This is a genomic window from Pseudomonas sp. GD03858 (assembly GCF_029840925.1).
Lineage (GTDB): Bacteria > Pseudomonadota > Gammaproteobacteria > Pseudomonadales > Pseudomonadaceae > Aquipseudomonas.
Map to the genome: position 1 here is coordinate 200,263 of NZ_JAOCDM010000001.1, position 23,408 is coordinate 223,670.

General features: G+C 60.9%; 12 protein-coding genes and 1 pseudogene. 4 read left to right on the top strand and 9 right to left on the bottom strand.

Annotated elements, in window-relative coordinates; translation table 11 throughout:
• Position 1: 1 nt before the first annotated feature.
• The 7 genes from N5D48_RS00995 to N5D48_RS01025 all read right to left on the bottom strand — a co-directional run bounded on the left by N5D48_RS00995 (position 2) and on the right by N5D48_RS01025 (position 14,440).
• A complete protein-coding gene (locus N5D48_RS00995; RefSeq protein ID WP_279880100.1) occupies positions 2 to 328 on the bottom strand; it encodes an AzlD domain-containing protein in 327 nt (108 codons plus the stop codon).
• Between the two features lies 1 nt (position 329).
• Positions 330 to 1,115 carry an AzlC family ABC transporter permease gene (locus tag N5D48_RS01000; protein ID WP_279880103.1) on the bottom strand — a complete coding sequence of 262 codons (786 nt, stop codon included), beginning with the start codon at positions 1,113 to 1,115 and terminating at the stop codon, positions 330 to 332.
• A 9-nt stretch (positions 1,116 to 1,124) separates the two neighbouring features.
• Positions 1,125 to 6,194, bottom strand: a complete 5,070-nt coding sequence (locus tag N5D48_RS01005; protein WP_279880106.1) for a non-ribosomal peptide synthetase — start codon at positions 6,192 to 6,194, stop codon at positions 1,125 to 1,127.
• 16 nt (positions 6,195 to 6,210) lie between these two features.
• On the bottom strand, positions 6,211 to 9,870 hold the full coding sequence (locus N5D48_RS01010; protein ID WP_279880109.1) for an amino acid adenylation domain-containing protein: 3,660 nt from the start codon (positions 9,868 to 9,870) through the stop codon (positions 6,211 to 6,213).
• Positions 9,870 to 12,656 carry an amino acid adenylation domain-containing protein gene (locus N5D48_RS01015; RefSeq protein ID WP_279880112.1) on the bottom strand — a complete coding sequence of 929 codons (2,787 nt, stop codon included), beginning with the start codon at positions 12,654 to 12,656 and terminating at the stop codon, positions 9,870 to 9,872. The genes N5D48_RS01010 and N5D48_RS01015 overlap by 1 nt, the downstream gene beginning before the upstream one ends.
• 241 nt (positions 12,657 to 12,897) lie before the next feature.
• Positions 12,898 to 13,722 carry an SDR family oxidoreductase gene (locus tag N5D48_RS01020; RefSeq protein WP_279880115.1) on the bottom strand — a complete coding sequence of 275 codons (825 nt, stop codon included), beginning with the start codon at positions 13,720 to 13,722 and terminating at the stop codon, positions 12,898 to 12,900.
• Positions 13,709 to 14,440 (bottom strand): alpha/beta fold hydrolase, encoded by a 732-nt coding sequence (locus N5D48_RS01025; RefSeq protein ID WP_279880118.1) that lies wholly within the window; start codon positions 14,438 to 14,440, stop codon positions 13,709 to 13,711. Before N5D48_RS01025 ends, N5D48_RS01020 begins: the two co-directional genes overlap by 14 nt.
• A 644-nt stretch (positions 14,441 to 15,084) precedes the next feature.
• Between N5D48_RS01025 and N5D48_RS26175 the strand changes: the two are divergent.
• Positions 15,085 to 15,234, top strand: a pseudogene (locus tag N5D48_RS26175) (IS5/IS1182 family transposase); the annotation flags it as partial.
• Between the two features lie 153 nt (positions 15,235 to 15,387).
• A complete protein-coding gene (locus tag N5D48_RS01035; protein ID WP_279880124.1) occupies positions 15,388 to 16,197 on the top strand; it encodes an isocitrate lyase/phosphoenolpyruvate mutase family protein in 810 nt (269 codons plus the stop codon).
• Between the two features lie 234 nt (positions 16,198 to 16,431).
• On the opposite strand, the gene N5D48_RS01040 is transcribed toward N5D48_RS01035, so the two are convergent.
• Together N5D48_RS01040 and arfB are read right to left on the bottom strand one after the other, a co-directional pair.
• Positions 16,432 to 19,302, bottom strand: a complete 2,871-nt coding sequence (locus N5D48_RS01040; RefSeq protein ID WP_279880127.1) for a hypothetical protein — start codon at positions 19,300 to 19,302, stop codon at positions 16,432 to 16,434.
• Between the two features lie 360 nt (positions 19,303 to 19,662).
• Positions 19,663 to 20,076 carry an alternative ribosome rescue aminoacyl-tRNA hydrolase ArfB gene (gene arfB, locus N5D48_RS01045; protein WP_279880146.1) on the bottom strand — a complete coding sequence of 138 codons (414 nt, stop codon included), beginning with the start codon at positions 20,074 to 20,076 and terminating at the stop codon, positions 19,663 to 19,665.
• A gap of 395 nt (positions 20,077 to 20,471) precedes the next feature.
• Here arfB and N5D48_RS01050 point away from each other — a divergent pair, with 395 nt between their 5' ends.
• Positions 20,472 to 22,130 carry an MFS transporter gene (locus N5D48_RS01050; RefSeq protein ID WP_279880129.1) on the top strand — a complete coding sequence of 553 codons (1,659 nt, stop codon included), beginning with the start codon at positions 20,472 to 20,474 and terminating at the stop codon, positions 22,128 to 22,130.
• Entirely contained in the window at positions 22,127 to 23,272 is a 1,146-nt protein-coding gene (locus tag N5D48_RS01055) for an HlyD family secretion protein (protein WP_279880131.1), read from the top strand. Before N5D48_RS01050 ends, N5D48_RS01055 begins: the two co-directional genes overlap by 4 nt.
• The last annotated feature ends 136 nt before the right edge of the window (positions 23,273 to 23,408 follow it).

Here is a 23,408-nt window from a genome sequence, read left to right on the forward strand (position 1 = left end):
TTCATACGCCACCAAAGAACCATTGGGCTGCAAAGAACACCAGCACACCGATAAAACTCGACAGCAGCATGCGCCGAGTCAGCAAAAACAGCACAAAGACTGCCACGCCCCCGAGCAAATAGGGGTTTTCCAGGCTGGTGTTAAGGGTTGTCCCGCTGGGTACCAGCATCGCCGGCAGCACCAGCGCTGCCAGTACCGCCGGTGGCACCGCGCCCAGCACGGTCTTGGCCAGCGCTGGCAGCTCGCGCTGCCCCCAGAGCACCAAGGGCAGATAACGCGGCAGGAAGGTGCAAAGGCCCAAGCCGAAAATCAGGATCCAGGTACTCATTTCACACCTCCTTGGCGCGACGTTTTTCCAGCACTTCACACAGCACGCCCATCGCCGCCCCCACTGCGGTTGCAACCAGCAACCCCAGGTTGTACGGCAACCCCACAAACAGCAGCGCGGTCACCCCGGAGCAGCTGACGATGGCCCAGACCTTCCAGTTGACCAGCGTGGAGGCCAGCATCGCGACAAACACTGCAATCATCGGGAAATCCAACCCGTGCTGGATCAGGTCGGGCAACGAGGCGCCAATGGCAATGCCGATCACGGTCGCCACCATCCAGGTCAAATACATGACCAGGGAAGCGCCACAGTAGAACCATTGCCAGCCGGGATAGGCGTCCTGCTTTTTCTTGAAGCGGTCAAGCATCACGAAAAACACCGCGTCGATCATGCCGAAGGCCACCACCGCCCGCCAGCGCTGCGACAGGTAGCGAGTGCTTGAACGCAGCACCGTGCTGTAGATCAGCAACCGCAGGCTGAGCACCAAGCCGGTCAGCAACAACACCGACACCGCCGCATCCTGTTGCAGCAACTTGATCGCAATGAACTGCACGGTTCCGGAGTTCAGCACCATGGCCAGCGCCAGGGTCTTGGCCTCCCCCAGCCCGCTGGTCATGCCGAACGCACCGCCCAGCAGGCCCATGGGAAACGCCGAGACCAGGAACGGCGTCATGGCCCTCGCCCCGGCAACCAACTCCTCGCGCCGGTCGGGCACGGAGTTGGCATCAAGATCGGCTGCTGCAACCGCGACCGCCGCGTCCTGTACAAAAGACTCTTTGTTGGTCATGTCGATTCCTTATGAAGCAGTACGCGGGGTGTCTGCCTGGATCGCACCGATGATCACGGCAGCGACAGCCTCTGGGCGAGTCCGGCAGAAGTAATGCCCACCGTCCTCGATGACGTGCAGGGAAACGTCGTCGCTGAACAGGTTCCAGCGTTGGTAGCGCTGCGAATAGTCCGGGGTCATGCTGTCATCGTGAGTCACCACCACCGTGAGCGGTGCCGCCAGGCGGTGGGCGTTCCACGCTTGCTCGGCATCGGCCAGGTAGAGATTGGCCACCGTGGCATCGTGACGGAAGGCGCGGATCAAGGTTGTCGACTGCTGCTCACTCATCTGCGCCAGTTCCTGGTAGCCGGTCTCGCCCACCATCCAGTCCAGCACCTGCTCATGGGACAGCGCCTGGGTCTGGGCTACGCGCTGACGAGTCACCTCGGCGCTGTCCAGCAGCTTGCCAGCGACAAACACCCGGCTGATGGGCCGGCCGAGCCCTTCGAGGATCCTGGCGGTTTCCAGCATCAGCGCCGCCCCTACGCAATGGCCCCAGAACAGCAACGGCACGGACGGCGATGCTTGCTCGATGGCCCGGGCGACGCGTTGCGCGGCCTCGCGGACATCCAGCAGCGGCTCGTCGGCACGGGTGATATCGTGCCCCGGAAGCTCGACCGCGAAGATATCCCGCTCGCGCCCGTCCGCCACCAGGACCTGCCCGAGGTCGCGGAAGTTGATGGCGTTGCCTCCCGCATAAGGGAAGCACACCACGGCGACGCTGGCATCGCTGCATGGCGGCGTCAGGCGTTGCAGCAAGCCCTGGGCATTGCCCGCCCCCTCATCAATGGCCTCGGCCAACGGCTTGAGCGTGGAATGGCGCATCAGGTTGGGGATGGAGATCAAGCCGTCGGACACCAGGGCCACGCGGATCGCGGCCAACGAGGTGCCTCCCAGCTCGAAGAAGTTGTCGTCCACCGTGATGCTCTGCACCGGCACGCCCAGAACTTCTGCCCAGACCTGGGCAATGCGCCGCTCGGTGGCTGACTCTGGCGTCAGTGGCGCCCCGCTCTGCCCGGTGATTGCAGGCTTGCTCGCCCGCGAGAACGTCATGGCCTCGATGGCCCTGGCCTGGTTCAACAACCGCGCCTGCTCAGGACTCGGCAGCGCGATCGCGTCATGCCGGGCGTGCATGTCAAGGGTCATCAACTCGAACGCCTGGCGGTAGTAACTGCCCATCTGTTCGATGTACTGCGCACTGAAGACATGATCGTGATAATGCAGGCTGAGCCGGACATCATCGGTGGAGAAATGCCGGGAGAATTCGGCCCGCAGGACAAACTCGGTTTCGGAGTTGGCGCGCACGTCCAGCAGGTCGAACTCAGGCAGGCTCTCCAGGTCCTTGAGCAGGTAGAAGTGGGTGTAGTTGAACGCCGTTTCGAACAGTGCTTGCTGAGTGCCCATGTCTTGCTTGATCTGGGCCATCGGGTAACGACGATGCGGCAACAGGTCCGTTTCCGCGTTGTAAACCTGCTGGATCAATTGCGCCCAGGAGCCCTCGGCAATCTTCACCCGCAACGGCAGGGTGTTGAGGAACAGGCCAATGGCCCGCGTCGCCCCCTCCACTTCCGGGCGGCCGCTGTGCTCATAGCCCACCAGCACGTCGTCATCGGCGGCCAGTTCGCTGAGGACTTTCAAGTGTGCGGTCATCAGCACGCTCTTGACCGGCACATGCAGGGCGTCGGCCAGGGCAATGATGCGCTCCGACAGCATGCTGTCGATCTTGACTTCATGGAACACCACCGACAGGCCCGAGGTGGGCGCCTCTGGTTGCAAACGCGGCACTTGAGTAAACCGCGCGCCCTCCATCAGCTTGTGCCAGAACTGGCGATCGGCTTCGCTGGCCAGGGACTGCTGCTCCAGCCCCATGTAATTACGCAGGTGGTTATCCACCAGCGGCTTGTCGTAGGCATTGCCCTTGAGCAAGCTGTAGTAGATTTCAAAAAGCTGCGTGTGAACCAGCGTAATGCTCCAGCCGTCCAGGGCCGAGTTGTGCTGACTGAGCACATAGCGGTACAGATTGTCGCTCAGTACATGCACATGCAGCCGCACCAGCCCGGCGTTTTCCCAGACAAAACGGTGGGCCTTTTCATCCTCGAGCCATTGCTGATACCACTGTTCCTGCGCATGCTCATCCATGCCACGCAGGTCTGCCATCGTCAACGGCAACTCCACGTCCCGATTGACCATCTGAATGAACTGGTCATACCCGGACAAGTGATAGCTGGTGCGGAAAATCGGATTGCGCTGCACCAGAATCCGAACGGCCTGCTCGAATACCGCCAGGTCGATCGCACTCTTGATCGTATAACTGATGATGTCGTGATACTGCGCGGTGCCAAAGCTGAGTTCGTTCTGGAAGATCAGCCCCGCTTGCAGCATGGACAGCGGGTAGGCGTCTTCGGCGCTTGAAGGCAGGCGGTCGCGATCGGCCTGGGTCAGCAACTCATAAGGCTCGAAGGTATGGCGGGCCTGCTCACCGACACTGCCTGACGTCAGCCCTTCCACCAGCTTGGCAATCGTTGGCCGGGCAAAGAAGTCCTGGAACGTGAAGTCCAGCCCTTGGCTGCGTGCCCGGCCGAGGATGGTCACGAAGTGGATGGAATCTCCCCCCAGCGCAAAGAAGTTGTGATGCACACCAATCGGGCGCACACCCAGCACGTCTTCCCAGATCGTTACCAGCAACGCCTCGCAGGCATTGCGCGGCGCCACATATTCGGTGTCGTCGGCTTTTGCCAGCAGCGGATCGGGCAAGGCCTTGCGATCAAGCTTGCCGCTCGGGGACAAGGCAAAGGCGTCAACGACGGTCAAGTGCGTCGGCACCATGTACTCCGGCAAAAATTGCCCGAGGAAACCGCGCAGGTGCGTCAAGTCCAGTGTCTGCGGCGCCTCGATGTAGCCGCACAGCGATTGGGTCTCACCGATCTGGCGAACCACTACCACCGCCTCGCGCACCTCGGGGAAGTCCCGCAGGCGGGTTTCGATTTCCCCCAGCTCGATACGCAGGCCACGCAGCTTGACCTGGTTATCGATGCGCCCCAGGTACTCGATTTCGCCGCTCGGCAACCAGCGCGCCAGGTCACCGGTACGGTAGATGCGCCCTTGCGCGTCCGTTGGTCGCTCGACAAAGCGTTCGGCAGTCAACGCCTCACGCTGATGATAACCACGCGCCAGGCCGGCACCGGCAATGCACAACTCCCCCGGCACGCCCACCGGCAAAGCCTTGAGGTTGGCGTCCAGAATGTGCAGGCGGGTGTTATCGATGGGCTTGCCGATCGGTACCAAGTGGCTCAAGTTGCGCCCGCAGCAATTGAAGTACGACACGTCCACCGTGGCTTCAGTCGGCCCGTACAAGTTGATCAAGGCCGTTGCGTGAGCGTCGAACAGCAGCGTTTCAAACAGTCGTACCTGATGCACGCTCAGCGCTTCACCGCTGGCAAACACCTGGCGCAGGCTCGCCAATCGGGTGCTTGCCTGAGTGCTTTGCACATAGCCAAGGAACGCGTTCAACATCGAAGGCACAAAGTGCAGGGTCGAGACCCGGTAGGCCTCGATGGTGTTGACCATCGCTTGCGGATCACGCTCGGCGCCCGGCGCCAGCAGGCAGACCGTCGCACCCTCGATCATCCACCAGAACAATTCCCACACCGATACATCGAAGGCAATGGGGGTCTTCTGCAAAATCACATCGCCAGGGCCGATGGGATAGGCGCGCTGCATCCAGGCCAGGCGATTGACCACCGAGTGGTGCTCGACCATGACGCCCTTGGGTTGCCCGGTGGAGCCGGAGGTGTAGATGACATAGGCCAGATTGCGCGAGTCGCCCGCCACAGGTAGGGCCTGGTCGTCAGCGGCATACACGCTGGCATCATCCAGGTCGATGAGCTGCTGGGTACGCTCCTGGGAGGCACTCAACAAGTGCGTCTGCGCCAGGATCACACGGGCGCCGCTGTCATCGAGCACATAGTCGATGCGTGACTGGGGGTAGTTCGGATCAATCGGCAAGTACGCCCCGCCAGCCTTGATGACCGCGAGAATCGCCACCAGCATTTCGTTGGAGCGCTGGGCGACCACCGCCACCACCTGGTCACGGCAGACGCCCCTGCCGACCAGGGTACGGGCCAGTTGGTTGGAGCGCTTGTCCAGCTCGGCAAACGTCATCTCCCCGTGGTCCGAGACCACCGCGACGGCATCGGGACGCAGGCTCACCTGACGGGCGAACAGCGTTTCGAGTCTCACGTTCTGGTCGTAGGCGTGCTCGGTGGCATTGACGGTGGCCAGGAAGTCCACGTCTTGAGGCGTCATCAGATCCAGATCCGCCAGCGGCGCTTCAGGCGCTTGCAGGGCCTGGGCAAGGAGCTCCTCCAGGTGCATGGCCAGCCAGCGCAGCGTGGTCGCCTCATACAAGCGCGCATCAAAGTGGATAGCCAAATCGACCTGTTCAGCGGTGACGGTGAAACTGAACAGCATTGCGAGATTCAGACGCTGCGCAAGGCTTGGTTTTTCTGGGTGGGCGATTTCCACCGCCACGTCGAAGAACGGGCTCTGGCCTTCGGCCTCAGGCAGCGAGAACTCTTCGGCAAACAGCTCGAGCGGGTAATCACTGTGCTCCATGGCACCCAGTACCCGGCTGCGCACCTGATCCAGCAACTGCTTGAAGCTGGTACCCGCCTCCAGGCTGGCGTGCAGCGGGAAGGCCAGGTTTTGCGAAGCGGCCAGGCGGGCCTCGAAGCTGGCCGGCAGGCCGACCACTAGCACCTCCCGGCGCGTGTAGACGTGCAGCAGCGCCATGACCGCCGACGTCAGCAGCACTTGCTGGCTGGCTTCATTGCCTCGGGTCACCTTGATGACATTGGCCGCGACCTCAGGACGTAACGTGAAGCGCGAGGCACTCTGGCGCGGCTCGCCATTGGCCGCCTTGTCCACGGCAAAACCGGTTTTACTCCAGTCCAGCTTGAACAATTCGCGCCAGTAGCTGGCTTGTTTCGGGCGCTGCGCCGCGGCGACCTTGAGTTGGCCAAGGGTTTCAATGGATTGCATGACAAGCTCCAGAATTTCAGAAACAGAAATCGATAGTGGGCAGCTCGACGGCCTGTCCGGCCGGCTCTGTGATCAGCGCATCAAGGGTTTGCGAAGGGTCGGCCAACAACGCATCCAGCAATGCCAGATAGGTATCGCGAAAGCTGCCTATCGTGGGCGCAAGAAACAGATCGGTGCTGTACATCCAGGCCGCCGTGAGTTGCTGCGGCTGCTCGCTGATCTGCAGGTTGAGCTCGAAAATCGTGCTCTGCGTTGCCTCGGGGACCCAGCGTGGCTGGCCACCGAGAAAATCGATCGACTCAAGGTCAGTGTTTTGCAGGGCGAACAGGCTGTCGAACAACGGGTTGCGGTTGGGTTCACGCACCACTGGCAACTCTTTCACCAGCGCGTCGAACGGGTAGATCTGATGGTCGAAAGCCTGATTGGCGTGTGCGGCAACCTCCTGGAGGAACTGGTCAAAACCCAGGTGCCCCGGCAGTGCCAGACGCAGGCACACGGTGTTGACGAACATGCCCTGCATGCCTTGGCTTTGCGCCAGGTTGCGGCCCGAGACCGGCGTCCCGAGGGTCACATCCCGGGCCATGCTGACGCGCGCCAGAAACAGGCCGTAACCGGCCAGCAATACCTGGAACAGGGTGACGTTTCGCTCTCGGGCCAGGGCCCGCAACGCTGTGGTGCGCAGGGTGCCCAGCTCGAAATCGAGCCTGCCGCCGGCATTGGAGCGCTTCGCTGCGCGAGGGTGATCACAAGGGATATCCAGCGGCCTGAAGGGCAAGCGATACACCTCGTGCCAATACGCTCTGGCTTGCGTCAACAGCGGTGCTGCCGCCCCCTGGGAGATCCATTGGGCGTAGTCCTTGTAATGCAACGGCGGCTCGGCGACCGGCACGCCGCCATAGGCCAGGGCCCATTGGCGGAACAGCATGGCCAGGGAAAAACCGTCAGTGATGAGGTGATGAATATCGAACACCAGCGCGGTACCGCCGCTATGCCGCACCAACGCCGCTCGCCACAACGGCGCATGACTCAACTGGAACGGGCGAACGAACTCCCGCAGAAATGCCTCGACCGTGCCGAGATAGTCATGGACATTCAGTTCGACCGGCACGTGTTCATGGATCCGCTGCCAGGTCGAGGCGTCTTGTTGCTGGAAATCCGTGCGTAATATTTCGTGGCGTTGCACGAGCGCCTGCAAGGCACCCCGCAATTTCGTCACGTCCACTGTTGCGGGGAGAGCTACCACCATCGGCAAATGATAATGGGTGGACCGATCGTCCTTCATTTGCTCGATGTAGACACGGTGCTGTTGCGCTGAAACCGGATAGAGCGGTTGTTTACCCGCAGCGCTCATTCCCTCGACAGGCAGCGCCAAACGCCTTTGCGCCGAATCCAGGTAAGCCGCGACCTGGGCAATGGTCGGGGTGGCCAGCAACTGCGCCACCGGGCAGCGCAAGCCCAAGGCGTGTTCGATACGCCCCGCCAATAGCGTCGCCGTCAACGAACTACCCCCCAGCTCGTACAGGCTGGCATGGACCCCCACCTGCGCCATGCCCAGCGCCTCGGCCCATAGCCGCGCCAATACCTGCTCGGTGTCAGTCGATGGCGGCGTGGCATCAAGCGTGCCGCGGGTGAAATCAGCAAGCTCAGGCGGCGGCAGCGCCGAACGGTCGACTTTGCCATTGGTCGCCAGAGGCAAGCCCGCGAGCCTGACAAAGGCTGCAGGTACCATGTGCCCTGCCAGCTTCTGAGCCAGCGAATGCCGCACACGGTCCATGGACCCAAGGTCATCCAGGGTCACGTAGGCCACCAGCACACGCTCCTGGGTCACCGGTTGTCTCAGCACTGCCACCAGGGCTTCACGAACATGTTCCAGCGCCAGCAATTGCTGTTCTATCTCACTGGTTTCCACCCGAAAACCACGGATCTTCACCTGATGGTCACGGCGTCCGAGAAACTCGATACGACCGTCCTCCCGCCAGCGCGCCATATCACCGGTGCGATAGACCTGGCGCCCACCAATGCCGGCAGCGGACTGAAACGCTGCTTGCGTCAGCTCCGGCTGATTCAGGTACCCCAGGCCCAGGCCGTCGCCACCGACCCACAGCTCACCTTCGACACCGATCGGTACGGGGTAGCCGGAGCGGTTGAGGATGAACGCCGTCGAATTGGCGATAGGACGCCCGATGGTAATCGGTAGCCCATCGGCCTGCGTAACGGTGCAAGCCGTGGAAATCACCGCGTTCTCGGTCGGTCCGTAAGCATTGACCAGGCGCAACTGGGTACAGGCGTGCAGCACCCGTTGAACGTGCAAAGGGGAAATGGCGTCCCCACCGACCAGCAACTGGCGCAACGGTTTGAACAGCGCCGGATCCTGTTCGGCCAATTGGTTGAACAGCGATGTCGTGATCAGCGCGCAGGTGGTTCGATGGGTGGCGAGGAAGCCGCCCAGCGCGGTCGCATCGAGCAATACGTCGCGATCAACGATCTGCAGGCATCCACCGTTGAGCAGCGCCCCCCAGACTTCGAAGGTCGCCGCATCGAACCCGATGGCCCCCGCTTGCAGCATGCGGGTGTGCTGATCAAGCTCGACATAGTCAGGGTTGCAAACCAGGCGCATCACGCCCCGGTGGGTCACGATCGCCCCCTTGGGCCGGCCTGTGGTGCCGGAGGTGTACATGACGTACGCCGCGGTGGCGGCGCGGTCAGGGGCCAGGGGCGCGGGATCCGCTGGCGGTTGGCAGGCAAGGTCGGCGACGGTCAGGATGCGCCCGGCAAATGCCTCGCGCCCTTGCATCTGCCACACGCCATCCACCAGTAGATGCCCCGCGCCGCTGTCACGCAGCAGGAAGTTGATCCGCTCTTCGGGATAGTCCGGGTCGATCGGCAGATATACGCCGCCCGCCTTGAGAATCGCCAGAGTCGCCACCACCATGGCGGGCGCGCGCGGCATCAGCAGCGCCACGATCTGGCCTGGGACAACACCCTCGGCGCGCAGGCGGGCCGCAAGACTGTTGGCCTGCTGCTCCAGCTGCTGATAGGTCAAGCCGTGCGTGCGGTGCATGACCGCGCAGCGCTCAGGAAACTGCTCGGCAATCCGCGCAAAACGCTGTTCGATGGTCAGGCTCCGCGGGTAGTCACGCGCGGTCTGGTTGAATCCTTCGAGCACCTGCGCCGCCTGCTCGGCCGGCAAAGCCTGCATCTCACTCATGAGCCGGTCAGGCGCTTGTGCCAGCAGTCGATAGACATGCGCCAACTGACAGGCATACCGCCCGAAAGCGCGTGCATCCATGGCCAGATCGCTGCGCAGGCACAGTTGTCCGGCCGCACCGGCTATCGTGATTTGCTGCCAGTTACGCGGCGCGTCGTCTGGCACCTCGGCGCCGGTGGACGCGATGTAAAGCGCGGTCTCAGGCATCGGGCCCAGTTGCCGTTCAATCTGCTGCGCAAAGACCAGGAACGCCTCGGACAGCTCGACATCGAGCTCCAGGACCTGCGAAGGCGCATGGGTCACCAGCCGTTCAAGCTTGATCTGCGGCTGTTGGCTATAGACCTGGATCAACCAGGCCCATCCCGCCAGAAGCAACGCCGGGCTGAGGGTGGTTGCGCCGGAATCCGTCAGGTCCAGCGTTTGTTCGCGAACGACGCTGTCGTCGAGGGATGCGTGGATATTCGTCATCACAGGTCCACGCTCGACTGTTCAGCGCCAGAGGCGTGCAGGAACCCCAGCAGATTGCGAATCGTCTGCTGGATGTAGATCTCGCGCATGGGAATCGAAGGCAGATGCTGCTCACGCAACATCGCATCGATGCGCACGGCATAGAGTGAGTTGCCCCCCAGCGCGAAGAAGTTGTCATCCAGGCCCACCGGCACGCCGAGTACCGCTTCCCAGATTGCGACCAGGCTCATGGTCACGGCGTCGCCGTCAGCCACAGCCTTCTTCTGCGACTGGAGTGACTGCACTTGCACCATCGGTGCCGGCAAGGCCCGCACGTCCAGCTTGCCATTGGCCGTCAGTGGCAAGACGTCGAGCACGGTGAAGGTGGAAGGCAGCATGTAATCCGGTAAGAACTTGCCGGCATGCTGACGCACGTCCTGGACGCTGCCGCCATTGAGCACCAGATAAGCATCCAGTCGCGCCGACGCGGCATCGCCGGCCTTGCCTTGATTGAGCACCACGGCGGCCGCGACCACCGCATTGGCCTGCAACAGCACCGAGCGAATCTCATCCAGCTCGATGCGAAAGCCCCGCAGTTTGACCTGGCTGTCCAGGCGGCCAAGGTGTTCCAACCGGCCATCGGGGCGCAGCCGCCCTTTGTCGCCGCTGCGATAGAGCCGTCCCGTGTCACAAGGCCTAGTGATAAAACGCTCGGCGGTCAATTGCGGCTGATTGAGGTACTCCAGGGCAACCCCGGCACCGGCGACACAGATCTCACCGCTGATCCCTGGCGGCAGCAATCGACCCGCTTCATCCATGATGTAGACGTGCCAGCCATCCACCGGCCGCCCCACCGAACGCGTGGCCTTGAGGGCCTCTCGACGGGTAATGGTCTGTGCCGTGACATGCACCGTGGTTTCAGTGATGCCAAACATGTTGACCATCCGGCACGCGGATTCGGGGTGACGATCGAACCAACGCACCAGCATCCGGGCGTCCAGAGGCTCACCGCCAAACACGACCAGGCGCAATGCCAAGGGCTCGCCACTGTGCTCGTCGGCCTCGATCAGCTGGGAAAATGCCGAAGGCGTCTGGTTCAGCACGCTGACCCGCTCACGCACCAGCAGTTGGTGAAACTCCCGGGCCGACCTGGACACCCAATAAGGAACCACCACCAGATGCCCACCGGTCAACAGGCAGCCCCACATTTCCCAGACCGAAAAATCAAACGCACTGGAGTGGAACAGCGTCCAGGTATCGGACGCGGACAATTTGAAGTCCTTTTGCGTGCCGGCCAGCAGGCTCATCAGGTTGCAATGGCGAACCACCACACCTTTAGGCTTGCCGGTGGAACCGGAGGTGTAGATGACATAGGCCGGCGCTTGCGCGTCGCCGGTTATCGCCGGGGCAACCGACGGATAGTCGACGCTGCGCTCGATGATGGCCTGGGGAGACAGCAACCGCACCGGGGTCGGGAACTCCGACAGGGTACTGACGACCAGGCTGATGCGGGCATTTTCCACGGCATAGCCCAACCGTTCGGCAGGGTACGCCGGGTCGAGCGGCACATAGGTGGCACCGGCCTTGAGCACCGCCAGCAGCATCACGACCAGTTCCAGGGAACGCTCCAGGCACACGCCGACCAAATCCCCCTGAACGACCCCTTCGGCGCGCAGCACATGGGCCCACTGGGAGCTCTGCTGGTCCAGCGCTTGATAGCTCAGCTTCTGGCCTTCGAACGAAAGCGCCAGGGCATCGGGATAGGCACGGGCTTGCTCGGCAAACACCTGCTCAATGCGCTGGAGCGAATCCGCACCGCGCACCGTGCGCCCCAGCGCCCCCACCTCCAGGGCATGCTTGTCGCTGAGCAAGTGCAGGCTTTGCACGCTGTGCTGCGGGTTGGCGAGTAGTTGCTGATGAACGAAGACCAGTGACCGGGCAAAGTGCCGAATGACCTCGCCATCAAACCCGCGGCAATGGTAGGAGCATTCGAGATAGGCCTGGCCTTCAGCGTCCCGAGCGCGCAGGAACAACAGCGAATACAGGCGGCTCAACGATGACTGGTAGTCACTGAAAGGGACCAGGTCGGCCTGGGCATCGTGCATGATCATGGCAGGCACAAAGGCTTTGAGCGGGCCCGCAGGCGCTTGCTCCAGACGTGGCAGCCGCGCTTCGATGTCTTCCAGCAACCCCGCGCACAGGCCCTGAGACTCAAGGCTTATCGGCAGGTGCACCAGTCGCTCGCAGGCGTCCAGGGCATAAGGCGAACGCTGGCTATCGATCACCAGCGTCGCGACCTCGCAAGGCTCCATGTCACTGTATCGACTCAGGGTCACCGCCAATGCCGCCAGCCAACTGGCCGTGCTGCCGATTTCGTCCTGCGCCAATGCCAGACGGAAACGTTTGCGCAGCGGCGCCTGGTCAGGCTCGCCAAGCGCCCATTCCGGCACGGGAAAACGCTCATCCTCAAGGCTTTCGTCATCAAGCAGGCAGGTGCCCGCAGCAGGCTCGCCGACCAAGCGAAGCGCCAGTTCGCTACCGCCCAGCAAGGCATCCCCCAGCAGCATCAGCGAACGCAAATCCAGTTGGCTGCGACGCCCGACGAGGATCAAGTCGCATACCTCATCCTCGTACTCCAGCAACACTGCCCGCAACGCAGCCGGGCTGGAGGACGAAAGTGGCTTGCGCAGTTGCGCACGGCAGTGAGCTACCGCGATGGCGTCGCCGGATTGGCCTGCAACGGCTTCATGCCAGAGGATGGCAGGCACAGGCGCGGCGCCCGCATGGCCATCAGGCAAGTAGCGCATGACCACACGAGAATAATGTTGTTGAAGCTGTGTAACGCAGGAAACGCCACTGATCCTGTAGCGCAGGGCATGGCAATAGGCGCCATCGCGGCTCTTCGCGCCCACGACGGCGGAGCGCTGAAAACCACCAGGCTCAGTCGATACAGCAGTGCTAGGTAGAATGTCCATTTTGAACCTGCCCTCGATGCTCCTGGATATACGCCACCAAGAGCCCTGGAAAATGATGAAAAACGGGCGGACTTCAACGGGCAGTAAAACCGCCGTCGACCGTGATGACGCTGCCAGTCACCTGGCGGGCGTCATCGGACGCCAGCCAAACCGCCGTGGTCGCGATGCTCTCTGGCTCAATCAAGGCATTCATCGGCTGGGCCTGGACGAAGATTTCCTCATGCTCGCCGGGAGGCACTTCAAGTGAGCGGGCGATCTCCGACAGCATCCGTCCTTCGACCTTGGGATCGTCCCGCACCGAGCCTGGGCAGAGCGCATTGACCCGAACCTTGAAGGGGGCGAAGTCCAGTGCCGCCGCCTTGGTCAAGCCGACAATGCCGTGCTTGGCGCTGACGTAGCCGGCGAAATTGCGGTATCCCACCAACCCTGCGGTCGACGCGATATTGATGATGCTGCCGCTGCGCTGGGCCAACATGCAGTGCCCGACAGCCTTGATCATTCGCCAGGCCCCCGTCAGGTCGACGTCAATCATCAGTTGCCACTGCTCTTCGGTGATTTCGTGGATCATTTTTCCCGAAGGCGCGGCAATGCCCGCGTTGTTGACCAGCACATCGACCCGGCCAAAGCGCTCCAGGGTCGTGGCAATCGCCGCATCGATTTGTGCATCGTTGCGCACATCGACCGGGGCGGTCAGCACCGAGACGCCGTGCTCCCGGCACAGTTGCGCGGTGTAGTCCAGTTGGCTGCGGTTACCCAGCGCATAAGGGACACCCTCAATGTCCGAGGCCACATCCAACAGCACCAGGTCAGCGCCCTGCGCGGCAAAATGAACGGCACAGGCGCGTCCCAGTCCACGGGCCGCCCCAGTAATCACCGCCGTCTTGTCAGCCAGCCGCATGGGCAGCCTCCGGCGCGACGCGCGACAAGGCTGTGTGGATGGCCTGCAATACGGCGCCTGGGTTTTCACTCAGGTACATATGCCCGCCCTCCACTTCCAGGGCGGTGAAGGCGGCCGTGGTGGCGCGGGACCACTCTGCGGCCTGCTCGCGGGTGACCAGGTCATCCTGCGCGCCGCGAAGTGACAGCACAGGCACGGGCAACGGCTGATCCGATTCCGGCAGGTAGCCCTCATGCAGTTCGACGTCGGCACGCAGGGAAGGCAGCAGCATGGCGCGCATATCGGGGTTGTTCAGCGCCGGATGGTTGTAGCCGGCGAACGAGGCAACCTGCGCCAGGAACATGTCGTCGCTCAGGCCTGTCGCCCGCGCCTCACGGGGAGACATGGGGCCCGGCGAGCCGCTGACGACCAGATGGACGACCTTCACTGACGGCTCGGAACAGAGTTTGCGCGCCATCTCGAATGCCAGAACGGCCCCCATGCTATGGCCGAAAATCGCCACTTCAGCGCGTCCCGCAAGGAGTTCCAGAACTTGCGCCAGGCTACCCTCGATGGCGTCCCTGACCGACCGGTAGGCCGGCTCGACAAACCGTCGCTCACGGCCCGGCAAGGTCACCGGCAGAATTTCAAAGAGATCACCCGCCAAGGCTTTCCATGGCTGGAAGACAGAGGGACCGGCTCCGGCAAACGGAAAGCACAACAATGGAACTTTAGACATTCTGCACCTAGATAGAGATTATCCGAGACAATTAATAACGCGACTTGAAGTGAAACTTAGATCACAAGCATTACAACGCCCTCCACAAACACTTCAAGGAACAGCGACAACAAAACACAACCGCCACACTTTTGAGCGCAGAACAGCAACCTGCTTTTTTGGCAAGTGTTTTACGAGCGCACACGGACACCCAATACACGTTGTATGAGTTGCTGGCTTTTAAAACATGCAACTGCTCGAACAAACAGTCACAACTGAACAAGCGGCGCTTAATTCAAGCCTTGCGCGTACTGGCGGCACATCCCCACTGACTGCGTCTTGGAAGGGTTGCCTATCAAAGGCCTGGACGGAGGGTTAGACGCAATGACTGGCCAAGTATGGCCCGCGGCAAAGAGCGATGCCGAGGCTGGCCGCTCGCTAAAACGGCACGCATCTACTAATATCAAGTCCCTGACACACATGATGTTTCTCCCAGAATCGCTTCCAATCTCGAGCCGAAAGGCACGCCTGGAAAAAGCCGACGAACATGTGTAACCGTCGTTCCAGGAAAAATCAACCGACCCAACCGATAAAGAAAATTTCACCTATGCGTTTGGTGAATTTCATATGCCTTTAGTGAATTTCACTACCTGCGTGCACAGTGCTTGGAAGCGATGCTGCGCATTCGCTTACTGTAGAACTGGATTTCGCGGAGCGGTCCGGCAATGGAAGAAACATCGTCCGCGATCACTTCGATACGCCAGTGTGCTCGAATGGCGCTCAGTGTGCCGATTCGCGAAGACGCGACCCTCATGATGTGCGCCAGGGCTCCATCGACAAAACCCAATACCAGGTTCAGCAATGGTGTCATGATGAAACCCTGATCGGCGCCAACCTCCGTCACCACGGGAATCAACCCCGTGGTCAGCAGTGATCCATCAACATGATGTTCAAAGGAGCAGGATTTCATGGCAGCACTGGATAACGTTTTTCATGGCCTGCACCAGCAAGGGCTGCTGATCCTGGCCAACGTGGCTGATGCTGGCGGCGCGCGCCTCGTCGAACGTCTGGGTAGCAAGGCAGTAGCCACCAGCAGCGCGGCGATGGCCTGGTCCCACGGCTACCAGGACGGCAACAAGCTCCCGCTGCGGTTACTCAGCTCCACCATCGGTTCGATGACTCGGGTACTCGGCGTGCCACTGACGGTAGATATCGAAGGGGGTTATTCGGACGATCCCGAACAGGTCGCCAAAGTCGTCGAGGCCGTCATCGCCGCAGGCGCGGTGGGCGTCAATATCGAAGACGGCGTGGCCTCCCCCGAGCTGCTCGTGCACAAGATCGACGCCGCCAGGAGGGTTGCCAATCAGCATGGGATCAACCTGTTCGTGAATGTGCGCTGCGACGTCTACCTGAAAAACCTGGTGCCCGCCGAGCACCGCCTGGAAGAGCTCCTCAAGCGCGCCGCACGGTATGCCAACGCGGGCGCGGACGGATTGTTCGCCGCAGGCGTCGTTGAACCCAATGAGATCGCCGCGGTGTGCCGGGAGTCGAGTTTGCCGGTCAACCTGCTCTGGCGCACAGGGCTGGCTGCTCCCGACGAGCTGCAACGTCTTGGTGTCAGACGTCTGAGTGCCGGCTCGAGCATCGCCGAGTTCTTGTATGGCGCCATGGATGGATTGGCCCGCCATTTCCTGGAGAGTGGGCAACTCGAGACCCACGACTTCAAGGCCCATACCTACGGCGAGCTGAACGCACTGATGGCACCTCAGACCGATTGACCTGTTTGAGTTCAGACGTAAGGACAACGCGCTATGGCAAGCTCCCTCGCCTACGCCTAAATGTGTCGTTGCCTCCCAGGCCAACCAGCGTATGAACGGAGCCGGCTGCAAGGCCTGTGATGACATCATCGTTATCGCTGCCCTGCGGGCCGGGCTTGGCGAACCCGTTCAGATCACCCCGTGATAAGGGTCGATTTTTTTGGACTGCGAAGAGATTCGCCGTCCATTGATCGCCTACCGCTGCTCCATTATTAACTGGTTTCTCGACCAGCGCGGCGAAAGCTTAATCGATTTGCCCAGCAGATCAGCTGAGATGCTCGGCACATTCACAGACATTGGTGGAATTTCAATCTGTTGGTTGACTCGGCCAGATGTCACCATTTTTAGCATTTTGCTCGTTTCTTCTTGATTGCCGGGCACCGCCCGCTCAATCGCGCCAACAATATCAAGCGGTGTGAAAGCAGAAATTTTGCCAAGAATCGTCGCGCTGCCTAAAGCCCCCGTCAGCACCGGGTTGCATGTTACGAAAACATGGGGATTCTGTACAAGAAGCGCCTCGAGCGGCCCGGGTGAAAGCTGTCCTGTCACTTGAATCGGGTCGAAACTTATATTCAAGTCCAAGTGATCTCCCAGTGAAGCGTCTGCCGGGGCGACATGCCCGACTATCGTGGTGCGAGCGCCAAGTAGAGCTCCGTTCAAGTGAAATGGAACAGTGCCCGGGGTCGGGCAAACCAGGACGTGACCAATTTCGTAGGGCTGAAAGTGGAGATCGCCACTCATTTCCAGAGCAACGCTCGGAAGCATCTGTAGCGTCATGGTGGCCTTGTTGGGATCGTAGTCGAGCGTGGGTTCTGTAATTGAAGCGTCCGCAAGTACTCGGGCAGAGCCACTGATTGAACCGATGCCATCGAGTTTCTGAATGGCCCGAATGGCTTCGTTGACGATGTTGCAGCCCAATTTTTCCAATTCACGCAGCGTATTACAGGCAGCTAATTTTGTTTCTTCGGCTACGTCGCAGGCTGCCTTCTCGGCGGTAGCCTGGATGTTGCATGCTCCGCGCTGAGCTTCCTCACGAACATTGCACAGCGCTTCGGATGCCTTACAGACGGGATCATCCCAAGATCCACCAAACGGTAAGCCTCTTCTGCAGTCATAGTTGCAACTATTCCGACTGCAGCTCCGTAGCCGGCAATCGTTTGTTCGCCGGCATTCTTTATCAGCGGCGCAACTGGCCTGTAGGTCACCAGTCAACCTGAGTTTGCCGCTGTCGTAGGGAATACTCCCGCTATCCACGTGTCCTGCAATCGAGATATTGTTTTGCTTCAGCGTCCGATTGATCAAGGATGTGACCCAGCGCAGTGACACCGTACCCAGCAGCTCAGCTACCTGAGCATCAGGAAGCGAATAAGGCGGCAGGGTTGTCTCCCAACGAGCCTTGAAAGCCTGATCGACCATTGATGGGGTGATTCCTACAAAGACGCCGATATCGCGTTTTTCAGCTGCCAGAGCCGCTTTGGAGACGGTTTCAACAGCCTGGCTAATAGCAATATTGGGGACTGCATAATCGTAGCCCAGCACCTGGTCTTGGAGCTCTGGCGCTTCAAGCACGAGTACTTTTATACCCTCGGGGCTGATCCGAGGAATCAGCAATAGTGCACCAGGCTTGGCAGGTACTAGCGTCTCTGGCCGCACCTTGATATTTCCGGTCGAAACCGCCACCGGCGCGAGGTCAGGTAGCGGTAAACTGATCGGTTTCTCAACCAGGGCAGAGTTAATGTACGGCAGTAACTGAGCGACCACGTCGTTCACGGAGGTCACAAAGGGTTGAATAGAGATTGGCCCACCCACATGTTCCAGATGCTGTAGCGTGATGCTGCCGACCACCAGGCGGTAGTACAGCTTGCCATCTTGAGAGGCCAGTACCCCACCACCCTGTACCGTCCCTTGGTAGTTAAGATTTGCCCCTTTTATCACCCCTTTCACAGGAAGGGTTACTGAGACAGTTTGTTCGCCGAGCTGAACCACCGGTTCGCCGAAATCCGTATCCTCAGTATCCTTGAGTGCCTCGACAAGCCCGGCATGTATTCCATCGAGCAACGTTCTCGAGCTCACCAAAGCGCCAGCGGCCACGTCCCCGAAGCTTCTAAGCGAGAACAGCGTTTGGGCCAATGCTGTTTGCTGAAGATCCTCGAGCTTGATCGGCGTGAAACTAGGTTTAAGCAAGCGTTCGAGCAACGCATCCGAAAGGAAGAGACCGGCATCACTGCGCCTTTCTCCTGATCTAATGACTGCGGACTTGCTCCAGAAAGCACTTCTGTACGCCTCAAATGAGTTGGAAGTCGGCAATATTTCTGTCTTCTTCACAGTGCCTGGGACGTCAACCTGCCCAAATAGATGAACGCCGCTGTCATCCACCAGAACTGCTATTGGGCCAAGGCGAACCGAAGGCACCACGACGACCCGGCCGTCGGGTAGAGTGATGGGAACCGGAGACGCGGGCAGCCCGGTAGCCGCTTGGTCTATCGGATACTCAAGAGGCTTTATCTGACCGTTGACGTTGGATATATACCGAGCCAGTAGCGCATTGATGGTATTGGCGATCACCCTGTCTGGTGTCCACCATCGGTCGAGGCTCAAGCTTGTCAGCTCCGCGCTCTCGAGAATTGGCTGAATGGATGCAGTTTGACCGCTGATGCTTAAAACGCTCCACCCTTTGAGTCTTGCCCTGAAGGTCCCGCCAGGCTCGGCCATGGACCCTTCAACTTCAGCAGTAACCGTTAGACCTTGTTCATCTGGGGCGACCTCTGCGGAAAGAACTCTCAGCTCACCAGAGTTAAACGTACTCAGGCTATGGGCAACAGCCTCGCTCAGGGCTGCTCGCGGAATATTGAATAGCAACCCAGGAGATTGAATGGTCGCCAACTGAGCATCGGACCGGCTCACTGCTTCCCGCTTGGCCTCTGCATGGGTTATAGGCGGGAAGTTGCTTTCAACCATCTCGTCTGCTTGGCGAAGCAAAAGCGAGCAACCTGTCTGGGTGATAACAGCAACGAGAAGAGGGAGGATTGCAAGCAGGCGAGAAAGTAGGAATGAGTGGCGTTTCATGGCTCCCCCCTTGCTATCATCAACCCTATTAGGGTTGCCAAGGCACCGCTTTTTAGCAACGGTAGTACCTTATAGAGGGATGTCAAAACGACATCCCCTGCTTCTCTTGGGTGGAAATGCCGTTGCTACGCCGCTCGAGTGCAGGACTTCACGAATGTTCTTCGGCAGCACTGAGGGACTTTGGCTCAACGAGTAAAGTCGAGCCACCTTCAAAACGTTGGTCGCGGACTACTTCTTGAGCATGGCCATCGACTACCAGTTCTTGGCGCATGGCGTAGGAGATGCCAGCCCTGCATGGCTGGCTCAGGCGATAGTGGCGCTACCAGGAGCAAGACTTGCCAGCAACGTCCACCATCGGCACTAAAACTCCACCTTGCCCCGACCTGCCTTGACCGTGCTCCGCCTGGCTTTTCCTTCAAGGCGGCGGGTCTTAGAACCGAGGGTAGGCTTGGTCGGACGGCGTTTCTTCTCGGTCTTGCCGGCAGCGATGATCAACTCGGCAAGACGCGCCAGTGCGTCAGCACGGTTCTGCTCCTGGGTGCGGTACTGCTGGCCCTTGATGATCAACACGCCATCGCCGGTGATGCGACTGTCACGCAGCGCCAGCAATCGCTCCTTGTAAAACTCGGGCAACGATGAAGCCCGGATGTCGAAGCGCAGGTGCACGGCACTGGACACCTTGTTGACATTCTGCCCACCCGCGCCTTGCGCGCGAATGTAGGTCAGTTCGATGTCGGCATCCGGCAGATGCACGTTATTGGAGATGGTCAGCATGACAAGGTCCTTGTGATTACCCTGCATTATCACAGCCTTCGTCGCTCTCCCACAGAACAAAACACGTTTGACCTCAATCACAATGATCGAAACGCCCTGATCCGCCCTTGCCAAATATTCCGAGGCATCCAGGCGATTGTCCAAGGTGTCGAGCGCGTCAACGAATACATGGATGCCTGCGTTCACATGGCCCTGAAAAACGTCGGACTGGACGATCAGACCTGCCGTCTTGGCGTCGATTTCTCGCTCCAGTATGTGCAAGGCCTGCCGCTTGTGCAGCGGGCAACGAACCTCGGTTCGCCGCAAGGCCGGGCATTTGTGAGCTTTCGCGCCCACTGACTGTCTCTATAATCCGACTGTTCGAACACACCAACCGACCAAGACAAGACACCTGGATGGACAAATACGCACCCCGACAATGGCTGCCTCACGAGAAGCCCTCGATGCCGGGTTCGCCGTCAACGCCCCTGCACAGCCCCCCCAAACGCCTGGCGTTCGGCATGGTCGGCCTGCTGGTGGCGATCACCGGTGGCCTGGGCAATGCCCTGGTAACCGCCAACCTGCAGTTTCTGCAAGGCGCGCTGGGCGCGACCACGGCAGAAATGGCCTGGCTGCCGGCGGCCTACGTCATGACCAATGTGTCGATGAACCTGCTGCTGGTGAAGTTTCGCCAGGAGTTCGGCCTGCGCGCCTTCACCGAGATTTTCCTGGTGCTGTACGCCTTGGTGACATTCGCCCACTTGTTCGTCAACGATCTCAACTCCGCGATCGCGGTGCGCGCTGCCCATGGTCTGGTTGGCGCGGCGTTGAACTCGCTCGGCCTGTACTACATGATCCAGGCGTTCCCGGCCAAGTGGCGGCTCAAAGCCCTGGTACTGGGTCTGGGCGCCTCGCAGCTGGCGTTGCCGCTGGCGCGGGTCTTTTCCGAAGACCTGCTGCAGATTGCCGAATGGCGTGGCCTGTACCTGTTCGAACTGGGCCTGGCACTGGCCGCCCTGGGTTGCGTGCTCATGCTCAAGCTGCCACCGGGCGACCGCTTCAAGACCTTCGAGCCGTTGGACTTTCTGACCTTCCTGATCATGTCCAGCGGCGTCGCCCTGCTCTGCGCGGTGCTGTCGCTGGGGCGCATCGACTGGTGGCTGGAAGCGCCGTGGATCGGCATGGCCCTGGCCGCCTCGATCGCCCTGATCATCACTGGCCTGGCCATCGAGCACAATCGCCGCAACCCGCTGCTGATGACCCGCTGGCTGGGCAGTGGCGTGGCCCTGCGCCTGGCCTTCTGCGTGATCCTGATCCGCATGGTCACCTCCGAGCAATCCACCGGCGCGGTGGGTTTTCTGCAGGCGTTGAACCTGGGCAACGAGCAGATGCGCGACCTGTACTGGGTGATGCTGCTTGGCGCGGTTGCGGGGCTGGCGGTCAGCGCCCTGACCATCAACCCGCAGCACCTGGTGCTACCGCTGTTCATTTCCCTGGCGCTGATGGCGACCGGCTCGTTCATGGACTGCTCATCGAGCAACCTGACCCGGCCGCCGCAAATGTACCTGAGCCAGTTCCTCCTGGCCTTCGGCAGCACGTTCTTTCTCGGCCCGACCATGGCCTTGGGCATCAGTCACATCCGTACCAACCCGCGCAACCTGGTGAGCTTCTCGGTGATGTTCGGTATCTGCAACAACCTTGGCGGCCTGATAGGCGCCGCCTTGTTGGGGACCTTCCAGATCGCCCGGGAGAAATTCCATTCCAGCTACCTGGTCGAGCAACTGACCCTGCTCAATCCCCAGGTGCTCAGCCGCATACAAGGTGGCGCAGCGTCCTACGCCGGGGTCATCGCTGACCCGGCCCAGCGCACCTCGGTGGGCAACCGCCTGCTGGCCAACGCCGCCACCCGCGAGGCGAACATCCTCGCCTACAACGATGTCTTCATGCTGATCGGCAGCATCGCGATACTGACCATGCTCTGGATATTCATCCGCAGCCTGTGGCTTTGGTACGCCAGCCGCACCGCCAGCAGCCTGGACACCTTGGACCCTAGCCGTGGTACCCCTGCACAATGAACCAACCGACCACCACCACCGCCATTGCCGAAACCCCCGAAGGCGTTGCCCCTCCGCCCAACGCCGCCAGTGAACAACGCTCAAGGCGCCAGCGCGTACTGTCATCGATGCTCTTCGCCAGCGTGGCCATCGTCGGCGTGCTGGTGGTGCTCTATGCCTGGCGCTTGCCTCCCTTCGGCAGTGCCATCGAAAGCACCGAGAACGCGCTGGTACGCGGCCAGGTGACCCTCATCGGCCCGCAGCTCAGCGGCTATGTGTTCGAGGTGCCGGTACAGGACTTCCAGTTCGTCAAGGCCGGTGACCTGCTGGTGCGCCTGGACGATCGCATCTACAAGCAACGCCTGCACCAGGCCCAGGCGCAACTCGAGCAACAGCAGGCGGCGCTGGCCAACAACCTGCAGCAACGCAACAGCGCCGAGGCCACCATCCTCCAGCGGCAGGCGGCGATCGTCGACAACGAGGCCCAGGTGCAAAAGAGCCGCGCCGACTTGCAACGCAACGAAGCGTTGATTCGCGACGGCTCGGTGTCACGCAGCGACCTGGACATCACCCGTGCCGCCAATGCCCGTGCCATGGCCGCCCTCGCCCAAGCCAAGGCGGCCCTGGAAATCGCCCGTCAGGACTTGCAAACGGTCATCGTCAACCGCGACTCGCTGCAGGCTTCGGTGGAAAACGCCAGGGCGACCCTGGAACTGGCCCGCATCGACCTGGACAACACCCGGGTCACCGCCCCGCGTGATGGCCAGCTGGGGCAGATCGGCGTGCGCCTGGGGGCTTACGTCAACTCCGGCGCACAGTTGATGGCACTGGTGCCCGATACCGTGTGGGTGATCGCCAACATGAAGGAAACCCAGATGGACAAGGTGCGTATCGGCCAACCGGTGACCTTCACCGTCGATGCGCTCGACCACCTGAAACTGCACGGGCACGTGCAGCGCATTTCACCCGCCACCGGATCCGAATTCGCCCTGTTGCAGTCCGACAACGCCACCGGCAACTTCGTCAAGATCGCCCAGCGCATCCCCGTGCGCGTCAGCGTCGACCCCGACCAACCCCAGGCACAGCGCCTGCGCCCAGGGATGTCGGTGGTGGTGAGCATCGATACCCGGGTCGTCACGGAAGAGGACCGCAAGGGGCGCTGAAAGGCCTGGAGCACTTCTTTCGCAATGTGCTGGCGCTGGAGCGCTTTGAGGATGTGGTACCTGTACTGATCAATCCGCTGGTACCGCAGTCGCCGCGCTAGCCTGTAGGAGCGGCCTTGTGTCGCGAAAGGGCCGC

Bases quoted from the DNA above. Each gene is read 5' to 3' on its own strand.
- N5D48_RS00995 (WP_279880100.1), bottom strand. From the start codon at position 328: ATGAGTACCTGGATCCTGATTTTCGGCTTGGGCCTTTGCACCTTCCTG.
- N5D48_RS01000 (WP_279880103.1), bottom strand. From the start codon at position 1,115: ATGACCAACAAAGAGTCTTTTGTACAGGACGCGGCGGTCGCGGTTGCA.
- N5D48_RS01005 (WP_279880106.1), bottom strand. From the start codon at position 6,194: ATGCAATCCATTGAAACCCTTGGCCAACTCAAGGTCGCCGCGGCGCAG.
- N5D48_RS01010 (WP_279880109.1), bottom strand. From the start codon at position 9,870: ATGACGAATATCCACGCATCCCTCGACGACAGCGTCGTTCGCGAACAA.
- N5D48_RS01015 (WP_279880112.1), bottom strand. From the start codon at position 12,656: ATGCGCTACTTGCCTGATGGCCATGCGGGCGCCGCGCCTGTGCCTGCC.
- N5D48_RS01020 (WP_279880115.1), bottom strand. From the start codon at position 13,722: ATGCGGCTGGCTGACAAGACGGCGGTGATTACTGGGGCGGCCCGTGGA.
- N5D48_RS01025 (WP_279880118.1), bottom strand. From the start codon at position 14,440: ATGTCTAAAGTTCCATTGTTGTGCTTTCCGTTTGCCGGAGCCGGTCCC.
- N5D48_RS01035 (WP_279880124.1), top strand. From the start codon at position 15,388: ATGGCAGCACTGGATAACGTTTTTCATGGCCTGCACCAGCAAGGGCTG.
- N5D48_RS01040 (WP_279880127.1), bottom strand. From the start codon at position 19,302: ATGAAACGCCACTCATTCCTACTTTCTCGCCTGCTTGCAATCCTCCCT.
- arfB (WP_279880146.1), bottom strand. From the start codon at position 20,076: ATGCTGACCATCTCCAATAACGTGCATCTGCCGGATGCCGACATCGAA.
- N5D48_RS01050 (WP_279880129.1), top strand. From the start codon at position 20,472: ATGGACAAATACGCACCCCGACAATGGCTGCCTCACGAGAAGCCCTCG.
- N5D48_RS01055 (WP_279880131.1), top strand. From the start codon at position 22,127: ATGAACCAACCGACCACCACCACCGCCATTGCCGAAACCCCCGAAGGC.